The sequence below is a fragment of the Haloarcula sp. CBA1129 genome, from assembly GCF_008729015.1.
Classification (GTDB): domain Archaea; phylum Halobacteriota; class Halobacteria; order Halobacteriales; family Haloarculaceae; genus Haloarcula.
This window is the reverse complement of sequence record NZ_RKSM01000001.1, coordinates 408,263-423,031: the sequence shown is the minus strand read 5'-3', so window position 1 is coordinate 423,031 and position 14,769 is coordinate 408,263. Positions and strand designations below refer to the sequence as shown.

Here is a 14,769-nt window from a genome sequence, read left to right as displayed (position 1 = left end):
CCGAGCGGGACCGAAGGTCCCGCTGGCCGTGCGAACGGGCGCTCCGCGCCCGTGAGCAGAGAGTGGTGCCCGCAACACGCTCTACGAGCGCGCGAGGAAAGGCGACGAAGTAAAAAGGGCCTCGCTACATGTCGGGCCAAGCCTTGGCGGCCCGGCCGACACCGGTCACGTCGTTGATCCAGCGGGCGGCAATCGCCTTTTTCAGCAGTTTCGCGGGCATCCCACCGAACGTCTCGATGGGGACGTTCACGACGTCGTGGGCGACGGCTTTCTCTCCGACGGAGACGACGGTTCCCTTGTCCTTGTGGGTCCATGTTTTGAGCGGCTGCCCGCGCACCGCACGGGCGAGGTTCTCGCCGGCCACCTCGGCGGCTTGCCAAGCGGCTTGGGCCGTCGGCGGGGCGGGTTGGTCGCCCGGCTGGTCGATTAGCGCCGAGTCGCCGATGGCGAAGACGCGCTCGTCGTCGGTCTGGAAGTTCCCTTCGGCGTGGACGCGGTGGTTGCGTTCGTCCTTGTCGAGGTCGACCTCGTGCATACAATCCCGGCCGGTGATACCGCCGGTCCAGACCAGTACGTCGTAGTCCAGTTCGTCCTCGTCGCCGATGTAGACTGTTTCCTCGTCGACCTCGCCGATGAACTCGCCGCATTTGATGTTCACGTCGGCTGCTTCCAGACGCTTGCGCAGGGCACCCTGAAGCTCGGGGTCGCTGTTTGGCAGGACCTGATCGAGGCCTTCGACGAGATGGATGTCGATAGGCGCGTTGTGTTCGTCGCGGAACTCGGCGACCTCACCCGCGGTCTGGATGCCTGAGAGGCCAGCGCCGCCGATGACGACCTGCGCGGGGTCGTTCGTGGAGGCCTCACGAGCGGCCTGCTGAATATTGTCGTGGATCTCCAGCGCGTCGTCGAGGCTCTTCAGCGTCAGGGCGTGCTCTTCGAGCCCATCGATGCCGAAGAAGGCCGTCTGCGAGCCCAGCCCCACGAGCAGGTAGTCGTACTCGACAGTGTCGGAGTCAGCCAGTTCCACTTCCTGAGCGTCAGTATCGATACCGACGACCTCGTCCTGCACGAAAGCAGTCGAGGGCTGTTTGATCTCGTGAACGGGAATGGCGATGTTCTCCTGCACGCTCGGGTCCCGAATACATCGGTGGGACTCGTGTAAGACCAGATGATAGTCCGTCTCGGAAACCCACGTTACATCCACATCCGTCTCACCGTTTAGCTCGTCCTCTAAACTCTTGATTGCCCCCGCACCAGCATACCCCGACCCGAGTACGACCACGTTCTCTGTCATACCGGAGACTCCGCAACCGACTGATACAAACCCTTTGAAATCCCTCTCAGTGGGAGAACGATTCTCCAGCGATACTCGTGGTAAGAACGGTACGATGCGGCCCCGGTGACCGCAGAAAAACAATCCAAAAGACCAGTGAGACGTACTAGTGTTCCGGTTCGCCCGCCGGTGCCCGCATATCGTCGATAGCGAGGATGAGTTTGTTGTTGGTGTCGTCCTTTCCTTCGAGAGTCCCGATAATCTGGAGCTTCGACAGCGGTGTCGGCCCGACCGTCACCGAGTCGCCCTCGTGGAATTCGGACATCGTGCCCTGCAGCTGAATCTCTGCGCGACACTCTTCGGGGTGGTGGACGCTGGTCAGGTCGATCTCCTCGACGTTCGAATGTTCGACAAGCTCGCCGTTGTGGCGTAGCGGGACCTCTGCAGCCTGATCCATGTCCTGAATCTGGAGCGCGTCGTAGGCGTTAGCGGTAGGCTTGTACCCACCTTTTGGGCCGGGGACACCCTCGACAAGCTGCAGGGCTTTGAGGCTCTGCATCTGGTTTCGAATCGTCCCGGGGTTCCGGTCGACTTTCTCGGCGATGTCTTCGCCTTTGACAGCGCTTTCACTTTCCCGATAGAGATTTACCAGTTCCTGCAGAATGTTCTTTTGACTGGGTGTCAGTTCGATAGATGACATAATCTGTTGTTCGGTACAGCCGTCCTTAAATGCGACGGTAAACCGTCTGGAACCGTCTTAGAATCGCCGAAAACGTTAGTACTTTATTCCAGCGCTGACCTGACACAGATATGGAAAGTCAGCGTATTCTGGTGACCGGTGGTGGGGGGTTCATTGGGGCAAACCTCGCGAACAAACTGGCCGAGAACAACGATGTCATCGCTCTGGACGACGGCTACCTCGGGACGCCGAAGAACGTATCAGAAGAGGTAGAGTACGTCGAGCAGAGCGTCCTCGACGAGGACCTGCCGACGGACGTTGACGTGGTGTTTCACCTCGCCGCGCTTTCCTCATACGCGATGCACGAGGACAACCCGACGCACGGCGCTCGCGTGAACGTCGAAGGGTTCGTCAACACGGTCGAGCAGGCCCGAGACGACGGCTGTGACACCATCGTCTACGCCTCGACCTCCTCCATCTACGGCAGCCGAACGGACCCGTCGCCGGAGGACATGGACGTGACGGTCAACACCGGCTACGAGGCCTCGAAGATGGCTCGGGAGACGTACGCGGAATACTTCCAGAACCACTACGACCTCACGCTGGCCGGGATGCGCTTTTTCTCGGTGTATCAGGGCTACGGCGGCGCGGAGGAACACAAAGGCGAGTACGCGAACGTTATCGCCCAGTTCGCCGACGACTTGGCCAGCGGCGACGCGCCGAAGCTGTACGGCGACGGCGAGCAGACCCGCGATTTCACACATGTCGACGACATCGTCCGCGGGCTCGTCTTAGCCGCTGAACACGAACTGAACGACGTGTACAACCTCGGCACCGGCGAGGCCTACGACTTCAACACTGTCGTCGAGATGCTGAACGACGAACTGGGAACGGACATCGAACCGGAGTACGTCGAGAACCCGATTCCTGAGGACGTGTACGTCCACGATACCTGCGCAGACTTCTCGAAGATGCACGAGGCGACTGGCTGGGAACCGGAAACCAGCTTCGAAGAGGGCATCGAACTGGTCTGTGCGCCGTATACGTAGGGCTATCGCCGACCCAGCGCTGGGTCTTTATCCGTCGCCCGTGGAGGCGACGGTATGGAACAACAGGTTCGCGTCCTCGGCGTTCCGATGGACCTCGGTGCCGACCGGCGCGGCGTCGACATGGGACCGTCGGCGATACGGTATGGCGGTCTCGCTGACCAGTTGGCAGGTATCGGTATCGACTGCGTCGACGGCGGCGACATCGCCGTCCCACGGCCCGAGGAACGCGACCCCGACGCCGGCGGCCTGAAGAGCGGTCGTGCGAAGTTCTTCAGAGAGACGAAGGAAGTCTGTGAGGACGTGACGACGGCGGTCGATGCGACCCTCCGAGAAGGGCGCTTTCCGCTCGTCCTGGGCGGCGACCACTCCATCGGCATCGGAACCATCGCCGGCGCGGCCAGCGACGACGAGGAACTGGGCGTCATCTGGTTCGACGCCCACGGCGATTTCAACACACCGGAGACGACGCCGAGCGGGAACATCCACGGGATGTCGCTGGCGGCCGTTCTCGGGCTGGGCCCGTTCGCCGACCACGAATGGGCGCACACGCCGGCAGTGAGCGAGGAAAACGTCGTTATCGTCGGCCTACGGGACGTGGACGACGAAGAACGCCGGCTGATAGAAGAGAGCGATATCACGGCGTACACGATGTCGGATATCGACGCCCGGAGCGCGCCTGAAATCGTCGATGAGGCTCTAGAGATTGCGACGGACGGGACGGATGGCATACACGTCTCGCTTGACCTCGACTGGCTCGACCCGACGGAGGCTCCCGGCGTCGGGACGCCAGTCCGCGGTGGCGTCTCCTACCGCGAGGCCCACATCGCGATGGAGTACGTCGCCGACCATCACGACCAGTTGCGCTCGATGGAACTGGTCGAGGTGAACCCGATTCTCGACGAACACAACCGCACCGCCGAGTTGGCCTGTGAACTCGTCGCCAGCGCTTTCGGCAAGCGCGTGCTGTAGCTATCCGAACCCCTCGTACTGCATCTCGGAGTCGGGAACGCCGACGCTTCGGGCGGCCCGGACCAGCGTCGACACCATCGCGCTGATGCCACACGCGTACAGTTCGACGTTCGTCGGGTCGATACGGGCGTCGACGCCGGACTGTGGACGCCGCTCCCGAACGGCGTCGAACCGCTCCGGCAGGTCTGCACTGGCTAGCGCGTCGCTTTCTACGTGGTTGACAAACACCGACTGGACGTAGTCGGTCGCGCCGTCCCAGTCGGTCAGCAGTGGTTCGCGCGTGAGCGTCGGGACGAAGTGGAAGTGGTCGTACTGGGCGTCGAGTCGCCGGAAGTGCGCCCGGTGTGGCAGGTCGTCCTCCCAGCCACAGCCGAGAAACAGCCAGATGTCACGGGGCTGGCCATCGACCACGTCCCGCCCCTGTTCGAGCGTGTAGTCGATCATGCTCTTGAACGGCGCGACGCCGGTCCCGGTTGCCAGAAAGACCATGTCTCGGTTCGAGGGAGGGTCCAGTACCATGTCGCCGTTCGGCCCGCGAACGACGACCTTCTCGCCGGCACGGACGCGTTCGAACAGCCCGCTGGTGAGTTTTCCACCGGGGACCAGCCGGATGCAAAACTCCAGTTCGTCCTCGCTTGGAGAGTTGGCCAGCGAGTACGCTCGCGGCGTGTCCCGGAGTCTGAGCGTGACGTACTGTCCGGGGGCGAAATCGAGGTCCACGTCGGGTTTGACACGCAGTCGCAGCAGCGATGGATAGGGGCGGTCGAAGCGTTCGGCCAGCGTCTCGATTCGCGCGAGTCGTTGCTTCGACGCCCCCGCGTCACGAACGCGGTCAAGCAACGCCGGCCACCGGATTGTCGACCCGTTCCGGGCAGCCGCCACCCACGACTGGTCCCCGACGGATGCAATCTGGTCGCGGACCGCCGACAACACCTCGTCGTTGCGGTTGCGGTCCATCGGTTCGACGAGCGTCACCTGCGCGTCCTCTGTGACTAGCGGCAACTGTGCCGCCCGGTCGTGCTGTGAGAGATGCCGAGGCAGGTCCATGGACGGGCTACGTCACCAACACCTGTATGTTTGCCCCACCACCTTTTTCGCGCTCGGGTTCGCGCTGCGCGCGAACCGCTCCTTGAAAAACGTGGGCGAAAAAGACCGCTCGCTTCGCTCGCGGTTACTTGCCGGCATCCGCTGATACGGTCAGCCGCTGGCTACACGCCTTTCTTTCAGGCCAATAATAGTCACCCACATTACGTTTTGCCGCTCATGTGGCCTGTGGCCGCCAATCGCGGCAAAACGTGGTCTTGCTGAACAAAGTGAAGCAAGGCTCGAAAGACTCGCGTTGCTCGTCTTTCGGTGGCGAAAAAGCGCGAATCGCTCCACGATTCGCGTGAAACCGCGCCTTCGGCGCGGTACGCCAGCTACTATTGGTCTGACGCCGCGTCGTCCGTCTATTCGCTGTTATCTGCTGGCACGACCGTCACGCTCGCCACACGGTCGTCGTCTTCCAGACCCATAATCGTCACACCCTTCGTGTTCCGACCGACCTGTGACACATCACCGGCGCGGATGCGCATAATCTGGCCCTGCCCGGACATGATGACAAGATGGTCCTCGTCGGTGACGGCCTTGGCAGTCGACACGCGGCCGTTCCGGTCGTCTGTCTTGATGTCGATGAGGCCCTTGCCGTAGCGGGACTGCGTGCGGTACTCGTCGAGTTTTGTCCGCTTCCCGAAGCCGTGTTCGGTGACGGTCAGCAGCGACCGCGAGTCATCGTCATCGGTGGCGACCATCGCCGCGACCTTGTCGTCGCCCTGCAGTTTGATGCCGTTGACACCGCGGGCGGACCGGCCCATCTCGCTGACTTCGCTCTCGCTGAAACGGATGGTCATCCCCGCCTCCGTGGCGATGACGAGGTCGCCGGTGCCGTCGGTGACGTCCACGTCGATGAGTTCGTCGCCGTCTTCGAGCTTGGCGGCGATGATGCCCGTCGAGAGGATGTTCTCGAACTCAGAACAGCAGGTCCGCTTGACGTAGCCGTTCCGGGTCACCATCGTGATACACTCGTCGTCTCCGAACTCGTCGGTCGAGACGACGGCGGTCAGCTCCTCGCCGTCGTCCAGATCGATGAGGTTGATCGCGGACTTGCCCCGGGCAGTGCGGGACATCTCCGGAATCTCGTAGGTCTTGAGGCGGTAGACCTGTCCTTGATTGGTGAAACAGAGCAGGTAGTCGTGGCTATTGGCACGGAAGACCTTCGAGACGCGGTCGTTCTCCTTGGGGTCGGCACCGATGATGCCCTTACCGCCGCGGTTCTGCGGGTCGAAGTTCTCGACCGGCATCCGCTTGATGTAGTCGTCCTCGGTGATGACGACAACGCAGTCTTCCTCTGGGATGAGATCCTCGTGGGTGACCTGTCCCTCGTCCTCGATGATACTCGTCCGGCGGTCGTCGTCGTACTCGTCTTTGACCTCTTGGAGTTCGTCGGCGATGACGCTATCGAGTTTCTCGCGGCTGTTGAGGACGGACTGGAGGTACTCGATGGTGTCCTGTACGTCCGCGTACTCGTCTTTGATTTCGGCCGCTTCCATCGAGGTGAGCGAGCCGAGTTGCATCCGGACGATGTGGGCGGCCTGCTCCTCTGAGAACTCGAAGGACTCCTGCAGGCCGGCCCGGGCGGCGTCGCGGTCCTCGCTGTTTTGAATGAGGTCGACAACGTCCTCGACGTTTTCGAGGGCCTTCAGTCGGCCTTCGAGGATATGGGCGCGGTCCTCAGCCTCGGCGAGGTCGTACTCGGAGCGTCGGCGGACGACCTCGCGGCGATGGTCGATGTAGTGCTGGAGGCTCTCTTTCAGCGAGAGTACCTCCGGCTGGCCGTCGACGAGCGCGAGATTGATAACGCCGAAGGTGGATTCTAGGTGATGGTCGAGCAGGCGGTTCTCGACCACGTCGACGTTCGCGCCGCGCTTGAGTTCGATGACGATGCGGACGCCGTTGCGGTCGGACTCGTCACGCAGGTCCGAGATGCCCTCGATTTTCCCCTCGTTCACGTCGTCGGCGATGCGCTCGACGACGCGGGCCTTGTTCTCCTGATAGGGGAGTTCGCTGATGACGATGCGGCCCTCCTCCGGGTCGACCTCGTATTCAGCACGGACCCGCAAGCGGCCGCGGCCGGTCGCGTACGCCGAGTAGATGGCGTCGCGGCCGACGATGTTGCCCCCGGTCGGGAAATCCGGCCCCTTGATGTGCTCCATCAGGTCCTCGACCGTACAGTCGGGGTTTTCGAGCAGATGGACCGTCGCGTCGACCAGCTCGCCGAGATTGTGCGGCGGGATGTTGGTCGACATACCGACAGCGATGCCCGAAGACCCGTTCAGCAGGAGGTTCGGGACTTTCGACGGCAGCACGTCGGGTTCCTGCAGGCGGTCGTCGTAATTGCTGGAGAAGTCGACGGTGTCTTTCTCGATGTCTTCGAGCAGTTCCTCGGCGATGGGGGCCATCCGAGCCTCCGTGTACCGCATGGCTGCGGCCGGGTCGCCGTCCATCGAGCCGAAGTTCCCCTGACCGTCGACGAGCGGGTAGCGCATCGAGAAGTCCTGTGCCATCCGGACGAGCGTGTCGTAGATGGCCGAGTCACCGTGTGGGTGGTAGTCACCCATCGTCTCCCCGATAATCGAGGAGGACTTCCGGTGGGCGGAGTTCGAGGAGACGCCCATCTCGTGCATCGCATAGAGGATGCGTCGATGGACGGGCTTGAGACCGTCCCGAACGTCAGGGAGCGCCCGCCCCGCGATGACCGACATCGCGTAGTCGATGTAGGACTGCTCCATCTCGTCCTCGATGCGGACGTGCTTGATCTGCTCTGCCGGTGCGTTCGCGTCGTTTGCGTCAGAACTCATATATCGACCCACTCCGCTTCAGGCGAGTGCTCCTTGATGAACTCCTTGCGCGGTTCGACGGCGTCACCCATCAGGACGTTGAACATCTTGTCCGCGGCCGCGGCGTCCTCGATGGTGATCTGCTTGAGAATCCGATTGTCGGGGTTCATCGTCGTCTCCCAGAGCTGTTCGGGGTTCATCTCACCGAGGCCCTTGAACCGCTGGACCTGAGTCGGGTTCCCGTCACATTTCTCCTCGATGATCTTGTCGCGTTCTGCGTCCGTCATCGCGTCGTAAGTGTTCCCGCGGTAGCGAATCCGGTACAGCGGCGGCTGGGAGGCGTAGACGTAGCCGGCCTCCAGCAACGGCTTCATATGCCGGTAGAACAGCGTCAACAGGAGCGTCCGGATGTGCGCCCCGTCGACGTCCGCATCCGTCATCAGGATGATCTTCTCGTATCGCAGGTCCTCGATATCGAACTCGTCGCCAATACCGGTCCCGAGCGCGGTGATGAGGTTCCGGATTTCGTTGTTCTCCAGAATCCGGTCCAGTCGGTGTTTCTCGACGTTCAGAATCTTCCCCTTGATGGGAAGGATGGCCTGAAACTCCGGGTTCCGGCCCTGTTTGGCGCTGCCGCCCGCAGAGTCTCCCTCGGCGATGAACAGTTCGGCTTCCTCGGGGTCCCGCGTCTGGCAGTCCGCGAGCTTCCCGGGCAGTGCCGTCGAATCCAGTGCCGACTTCCGCCGGGTGAGCTCCTCGGCCTTCTGTGCGGCCTTCCGTGCTTTCGCGGCCTCGACGGCCTTCCCGACGATGGCTTCGGCCGTGTCGGGATTCTCCTCGAAGAAGGTCGCCAGTCCGTCATGCATCGCCGATTCGACGATCCCGCGGACTTCGCTGTTGCCGAGTTTCGTCTTGGTCTGCCCTTCGAACTGTGGGTCAGGATGTTTGACAGAAATAACGGCCGTCAGCCCTTCGCGGATGTCGTCGCCTTTGAGTGTATCGTCAAGATCTTTCAGCAGATTATTGTCGGTCGCGTAGTCGTTGATGACCCGTGTGAGCGACGTTTTGAATCCTGTGAGATGTGTCCCGCCCTCGCGCGTGTTGATGTTGTTGGCGAAGGCGTGGATCGAACCCTGCAGGTCGTCGGTCCCCTGCATGGCGATTTCGACCTGCACCGGCCCCTCCGCGATTTCCTCCTCGTCTTCGAAGTAGATGATATCGCGGTGGAGCGGGTCCTTGGTCTCGTTCAGGTATTCGACGAATTCGCGGATACCGCCGTCGTAGGCGAACGTCTCCGTCTCGCCGTCGCGCTCGTCGATGATAGAGATGGCGACGCCGGAGTTGAGGAAGGCGAGCTCCCGCAGTCGAGACGACAGCGTCGAGAACTTGAACTCGCCGGTCTCGAAGATTTCGTCGTCGGGCCAGAACCGGACGGTCGTTCCCGTCTCTTCGTCGGGTTCGAGGTCGCGGACCTTCTTCAGGTCGTATTCGGGTTTGCCGTGGTCGAAGCGCTGTTTCCAGAGCGCGCCGTCGCGCCTGACCTCGACTTCGAGCCACTTCGAGAGGGCGTTGACGACGCTCACACCGACCCCGTGGAGACCCCCGGAAACCTGATAGGATTTGTTGTCGAATTTGCCACCAGCGTGGAGAATCGTCATCACGACCTCGACAGCCGGGCGGCCGTGCTCTTCGTGGGTATCGACGGGAATTCCCCGCCCGTCATCGCTGACAGAGACGGAGCCGTCGTCGTGAATCGTTACGTCGATGTTGTCACAGTAGCCGGCGAGCGCCTCGTCGATCGCGTTGTCGACCACCTCATAGACGAGATGGTGGAGGCCACGAGCGTCCGTCGACCCGATATACATCGCGGGCCGCTTCTGGACGGCTTCCAGCCCTTCGAGGGTCTGGATCGACTTTGCGCCGTACTCATCAGACTCTCCTGACATAGGAACTTACCCGTCCTAATAGAGGGGGACGTATAAAGCTCCCGCACGCGCGCGGGACCGCGGTTTCGGGGCAGCGTCCACTTTCACTCCGGTGGCGATTACCTTTTAAGCCCGACGCGGGTACGTACCGCACGACAATGACCTCGTATCAGTCGCGACTCGGCGAGGGCGAGGGGATCGCCGAGGAGTTGGCCGAGTCCCAGCGGGCCATCTCCATCGCCGAGTTCTTCGAGAAGAACAAGCACATGCTGGGCTTCGACTCGGAGGCCCGAGCGCTCGTCACGGCCGTCAAGGAGGCCGTCGACAACGCGCTCGACGCCTGCGAAGAGGCCGGTATTCTCCCCGATATCTACGTCGAAATCCAAGAGTCCGGCGACTACTACAAACTAATCGTCGAGGACAACGGCCCCGGTATCACGAAGGAACAGGCCCCGAAAATCTTCGGAAAACTCCTCTATGGCTCCCGCTTCCACGCCAGAGAGCAGAACCGTGGCCAGCAGGGGATCGGGATTTCCGCGGCCGTGCTCTACTCGCAACTCACCTCCGGCAAGCCGGCGAAAATCACCTCCCGACCGAAGGGCCAAGACGAGGCCCAGTACTTCGAACTCATCGTCGACACGGACACGAACGAGCCAGAGATCAGCGTCGACGAGACGACGACGTGGGAGCGCCCTCACGGGACGCGCATCGAACTGGAAATGGAGGCCAATATGCGGGCCCGGTCGACGCTGCGGGACTACATTCAGGACACCGCTGTCGTCAACCCCCACGCACGCATCGAGTTCGACGAACCGGGGCTGGACGAGTCCCTGAAGTTCGAGCGCGCCGAGCGTGCCGAACTCCCCGATGAGACGGAGGAAATTCGCCCCCACCCACACGGCGTCGAACTGGGGACGCTCCTGAAGATGCTCGAAGCCACGGACTCCTACTCCGTGTCGGGGTTCATGCAGGAGGAGTTTACCCGCGTCGGCGGGAAGACCGCCGACAGCGTCATCGCGAACTTCAACGACCGACACTACGGCCGCGGCATGGCCTGGCAGCCGCCGAAAGTCAATGCGGACGCCGAAATCGAAGCCGCCGTCGAGGACGCAGTGGCGAACAAGGGGGCCGAGACGACCGCGACGTTCGCCGCCGCCGTCTCCGATGCTATCCACGACCGCGACCGGGTCGCGTACCACGAGGTCGAAGCGATTGTGGATGCGGCGGCCGAGGACGCGGAGGCCGACGGCGACACGACGTTCGGCGCGACCGTTCGAGAGAACGCCGTTGTGGCCGCGTGGAACGCCGTCAGCGATGAACTGACTGCCGACCTCTACGCGCTCATCGACGATGTGACGACGAAACGCAAGGACGACGCCGCAATCGAGGGACTTGCGAGCCGTCTCGCTGACAAGTTCGCCGACGAGGGCCGGCATCGATTGACTCGCGACGAACTCCGGAACTACATCGACCGCGCGGCCGACATGACCGAGGAGCAGGACGACGCCACATACGGCGAGACGGCCCGCGAGAACGTCCTCGAAGCACTCTGGGCGGCTGCCGAGGGCGTTCCGGAGGAACCGCCGAAAGTCTCCGACATCGCAGACGATCGTGACACAGCGAGCGAGTTGCTGTCGGCGATGCGCGAGACGGACATCATCGCACCGCCGACAGACTGTCTCTCCCCAATCAGTGCGGAACTCGTCGAGGAGGGGCTCCGCAAGGAGTTCGACGCGGACTTCTATGCCGCGTCAACGCGGGACGCGTCGGTCCACGGCGGCGACCCGTTCATCGTCGAGGCCGGTATCGCCTACGGCGGCGAACTGGAAGCCGAAGGGACGGTCGACGTGATGCGATTCGCCAACCGCGTGCCGCTGGTGTACCAGCGCGGGGCCTGTGCGACGACGGACGTGGTGAAGTCGATCCGCTGGCGCAACTACAACCTCGACCAGCCCGGCGGCTCCGGCATCCCGAAGGGACCGGCCGTCATCATGGTCCACGTCGCCTCGACGAACGTCCCCTTCACGAGCGAGTCCAAGGACGCCATCGCGAACGTCCCCGAGATGGAAGACGAGATCGAACTCGCCATCCGGGAGGCCGCCCGCGAGCTCAAGAGCTACCTGAACAAGCGCCAGTCGATGCAACAGCGCCGCGAGAAGCAGGACAAACTCGCGACCATCCTGCCGGAGATGGCCGAGAAGCTCACCGAAGTCACCGACAACGACGAGCTCCACATCGACGACTCGCTGGCCCGCATCATGAACAACGTCCTCGTCGAGCGAGAGGTCGAGGACGGCACCGTCCGTGTTCGAATCGAGAACAACGACGACACGAACGCGGACGTGGAACTGACAGACATCGTCACTGCCGAACCGCAGGACACGAACGGCGCGACGGTCGTCGAGATGGACGGCGAGTGGTTCGTCAAGTGGTCTCCGACCGTCGGGGCCGGCGAGACCGCCGTGCTGGAATACAGCGTGACCGACGAGGCCGAGTTCACCGTCTCGGTCGACGGCGTCGAAGAGGAGAAACTCACGGTGAACGCCTGATATGAGCACAGATTCAGACAACACACCCGACACCGAGGAAGCGCGCGAGCAACTCATCGACCTCGCGGCGGACTTCTACGACCAGTTCGCCGGCGGCGAGGTGCCGACCATGTCGATTCCCACCCGGACCAAGTCGAACATCGTCTTCGACGAGGACGAGCAGGTCTGGGTGTACGGCGACCGTAACTCCACGCGGTCGGCCAAGACGATATCCGGAGCCGAGAAGATTCTCAAAGCCGTTTACACCATCGACTTCCTCTCCCAGCAACTGGAAGAGGACCGCTCTTCGACCCTGCGTGAACTGTACTATCTCTCGGAGTCTTGGGACCTCGACGAGGCCCAGTTCAACACGCAAGACGAGTCGAACAACCTCATTGAGGACCTCGAAATCGTCTCCGACGTGAAACGCGAGGACTTCCACATGCGCCCGGAGGAGTCCGGCGCGAAGGTGATGGGGCCGCTGCTCCTCCGCGAGCAGACCAACCGCGGCGACCGTGAGATCCACTGTCAGGACGACGTCGGGCAGGGCGGCTACCAGATCCCGAACAACCCCGACACCATCGAGTTCCTCGACAACGACGCGAAGTTCGTCCTCTGTGTCGAGACCGGCGGTATGCGCGACCGCCTCGTCGAGAACGGTTTCGACGACGAGTACGACGCACTGGTCGTGCATCTCGGCGGCCAGCCCGCGCGGGCGACCCGGCGGCTCATCAAGCGCCTCCACGACGAACTCGACCTCCCGGTCACGGTGTTCACTGACGGTGACCCGTGGTCGTACCGCATCTTCGGGTCGGTCTCCTACGGTTCGATCAAGAGCGCGCACCTCTCGGAGTACTTGGCGACCCCCGAGGCACAGTTCATCGGCATCCGCCCGGAGGACATCGTCGAGTACGAACTGCCGACGGACCCGCTGTCGGACTCTGACGTGAACGCTCTGGAGAGCGAGCTGGAGGACCCGCGGTTCCAGACGGATTTCTGGGAGGAACAGATCGAACTCCAGCTCGACATCAACAAGAAGGCCGAGCAGCAGGCGCTTGCCTCCCGCGGACTTGACTTCGTGACGGACACGTATCTGCCCGAACGGCTGGACGAGATGGGCATACTATAGTCGTCGGACCCACCCTCTCGGTTATGCCAGTCCGTACACAGTCCCGTTTTCGGCGGCGACGTACGCTCGCGTCTCGTCGGCAGACAGGTCGGTCAGACCGCTCTCGGCCTCGAATTGCCATTGTTTCTCCCCTGCCGTTGTCTCAAGCGCGAACTTGAACCGATTTCGCGGATCGGAGTTCGACCATGAGTCCACATATAGCGTCTCCGAGACGGTTGCGGCCGGGACGACGCCTTCGACGTTCGCGTCCGGCTCCCACGTCCAGCCGAGGTCTCCGGTGGCACTGTCGTAACTACGTACGGCGTCACCGCATGCATAGAGAACGCCGTCCAGAACTGGGGCCTGTTGGACGTAGCCCGACTGTTCCGCCTGCCACTGTTGGTCACCGCTCGCGGGGTCAAGCGCAGTGACGCACGAGCCACCGACATAGAGCGCCCCATCGTGAAGCGTCGTCGACGTTACCGTTCCTTCGTCGTAGGTCCAGAGAGACTCTCCAGTGTCGGAATCCTGGGCAACTACCGTGCCGTGAGTCTCGTCCACGTCGGCAGCGTAACAGACAGCCTCGTCGGTGGCGACCATCGTCTGCGCGTGGTAGTCCGAAACGTCGTGAGCCCACCGCTGTGTCCCGGTCTCAGCATCGTACGCGTAGAACCGACCGTACGACGCCACGTATATTGTCCCGTCTCGCACGACACCCTCGTATTGGTCGCCGACTCCACCAGTCCACTGCACTGACCCATCGGAGACAGCGAGTGCGTAGAGCGTTCGTCCCTGCTTCGAAGGGGCATCGGTGTTCGTCCCGACGTACACCATTTCCTCGGTCGCGCCGAGCAGTTCGAGCCACCACTCTCCGGGCGAGAACGTCCACTGCTCCGTGCCGGTTTCAGCATCGAGTGCCACGACGACGTGATCCTCGTACAGCCCTTCTTTCCCGCTTACGACGACTACGCTGTTCCCGATAGCGATGGGCTGCGAGCGGATGCCGTCATCCGCGTTGTACGACCACTGCTGACTCCCGTCGTCGGTCGCGAGTGATGTGACGGTTCCTGACGCTGTCCCAACGTACAGACGGCTGCCCACACTAATTGGTGGGGCGGTGATTTCTGAGACGAGGGGCTGCTGCCAAGCGACGAACGGTTCTCCTTGCGTGTGAGTAGCAGTCCCATTCTTTGATTCCGGTGGTGCCGTCTCCGTAGTTTCGGTGACGCTGAGACACCCGGCGGACGCCAGTCCAAGGGTCGCAACACAGCCACGAAGATATCGTCGACGGGAGGAGGGCATAGTAGTCTAATTTCTGTTGGCCAGTAAGTGCTTTCTGCCGAGTGAAAAAGTCAGTGTGGTC

General features: G+C 62.4%; 10 protein-coding genes. 4 read left to right on the top strand and 6 right to left on the bottom strand.

Features of this window, described 5'->3' with window-relative positions; translation table 11 throughout:
• Positions 1-124: 124 nt before the first annotated feature.
• Both Har1129_RS02100 and Har1129_RS02095 read right to left on the bottom strand, forming a co-directional pair.
• On the bottom strand, positions 125-1,294 hold the full coding sequence (locus Har1129_RS02100) for an NAD(P)/FAD-dependent oxidoreductase (RefSeq protein ID WP_151099150.1): 1,170 nt from the start codon (positions 1,292-1,294) through the stop codon (positions 125-127).
• A 145-nt stretch (positions 1,295-1,439) separates the two neighbouring features.
• A complete protein-coding gene (locus Har1129_RS02095; protein WP_004515710.1) occupies positions 1,440-1,973 on the bottom strand; it encodes an Rrf2 family transcriptional regulator in 534 nt (177 codons plus the stop codon).
• A 110-nt stretch (positions 1,974-2,083) separates the two neighbouring features.
• Here Har1129_RS02095 and Har1129_RS02090 point away from each other — a divergent pair, with 110 nt between their 5' ends.
• Complete coding sequence (locus Har1129_RS02090) at positions 2,084-3,001, top strand: NAD-dependent epimerase/dehydratase family protein (RefSeq protein ID WP_151099149.1); 918 nt, start codon at positions 2,084-2,086, stop codon at positions 2,999-3,001.
• A 54-nt stretch (positions 3,002-3,055) separates the two neighbouring features.
• Positions 3,056-3,970, top strand: a complete 915-nt coding sequence (rocF, locus tag Har1129_RS02085) for an arginase (RefSeq protein WP_151099148.1) — start codon at positions 3,056-3,058, stop codon at positions 3,968-3,970.
• Here rocF and Har1129_RS02080 read toward each other — a convergent pair whose 3' ends face one another.
• The 3 genes from Har1129_RS02080 to gyrB form a co-directional block, all read right to left on the bottom strand.
• Positions 3,971-5,017: an FAD-binding oxidoreductase gene (locus Har1129_RS02080; protein WP_151099147.1), complete on the bottom strand. Its 1,047-nt coding sequence runs from the start codon at positions 5,015-5,017 to the stop codon at positions 3,971-3,973.
• Between the two features lie 401 nt (positions 5,018-5,418).
• Positions 5,419-7,866 (bottom strand): DNA gyrase subunit A, encoded by a 2,448-nt coding sequence (gyrA, locus tag Har1129_RS02075; protein ID WP_151099146.1) that lies wholly within the window; start codon positions 7,864-7,866, stop codon positions 5,419-5,421.
• Positions 7,863-9,791, bottom strand: coding sequence for a DNA topoisomerase (ATP-hydrolyzing) subunit B (gene gyrB / locus Har1129_RS02070; protein WP_151099145.1), 1,929 nt, complete (start codon positions 9,789-9,791; stop codon positions 7,863-7,865). The genes gyrA and gyrB overlap by 4 nt, the downstream gene beginning before the upstream one ends.
• A 137-nt stretch (positions 9,792-9,928) precedes the next feature.
• On the opposite strand from gyrB, the gene Har1129_RS02065 reads away from it, so the two are divergent.
• Positions 9,929-12,319, top strand: a complete 2,391-nt coding sequence (locus Har1129_RS02065) for a DNA topoisomerase VI subunit B (protein ID WP_151099144.1) — start codon at positions 9,929-9,931, stop codon at positions 12,317-12,319.
• Position 12,320: 1 nt separating this feature from the next.
• Positions 12,321-13,427, top strand: coding sequence for a DNA topoisomerase IV subunit A (locus tag Har1129_RS02060; protein WP_151099143.1), 1,107 nt, complete (start codon positions 12,321-12,323; stop codon positions 13,425-13,427).
• Between the two features lie 21 nt (positions 13,428-13,448).
• Here Har1129_RS02060 and Har1129_RS02055 read toward each other — a convergent pair whose 3' ends face one another.
• Entirely contained in the window at positions 13,449-14,708 is a 1,260-nt protein-coding gene (locus Har1129_RS02055) for a PQQ-binding-like beta-propeller repeat protein (protein ID WP_151099142.1), read from the bottom strand.
• Positions 14,709-14,769: the final 61 nt, after the last annotated feature.

Coding starts and splice junctions, on each gene's coding strand:
- Har1129_RS02100 (WP_151099150.1), bottom strand. CDS start 1,294: ATGACAGAGAACGTGGTCGTACTCGGGTCGGGGTATGCTGGTGCGGGG.
- Har1129_RS02095 (WP_004515710.1), bottom strand. CDS start 1,973: ATGTCATCTATCGAACTGACACCCAGTCAAAAGAACATTCTGCAGGAA.
- Har1129_RS02090 (WP_151099149.1), top strand. CDS start 2,084: ATGGAAAGTCAGCGTATTCTGGTGACCGGTGGTGGGGGGTTCATTGGG.
- rocF (WP_151099148.1), top strand. CDS start 3,056: ATGGAACAACAGGTTCGCGTCCTCGGCGTTCCGATGGACCTCGGTGCC.
- Har1129_RS02080 (WP_151099147.1), bottom strand. CDS start 5,017: ATGGACCTGCCTCGGCATCTCTCACAGCACGACCGGGCGGCACAGTTG.
- gyrA (WP_151099146.1), bottom strand. CDS start 7,866: ATGAGTTCTGACGCAAACGACGCGAACGCACCGGCAGAGCAGATCAAG.
- gyrB (WP_151099145.1), bottom strand. CDS start 9,791: ATGTCAGGAGAGTCTGATGAGTACGGCGCAAAGTCGATCCAGACCCTC.
- Har1129_RS02065 (WP_151099144.1), top strand. CDS start 9,929: ATGACCTCGTATCAGTCGCGACTCGGCGAGGGCGAGGGGATCGCCGAG.
- Har1129_RS02060 (WP_151099143.1), top strand. CDS start 12,321: ATGAGCACAGATTCAGACAACACACCCGACACCGAGGAAGCGCGCGAG.
- Har1129_RS02055 (WP_151099142.1), bottom strand. CDS start 14,708: ATGCCCTCCTCCCGTCGACGATATCTTCGTGGCTGTGTTGCGACCCTT.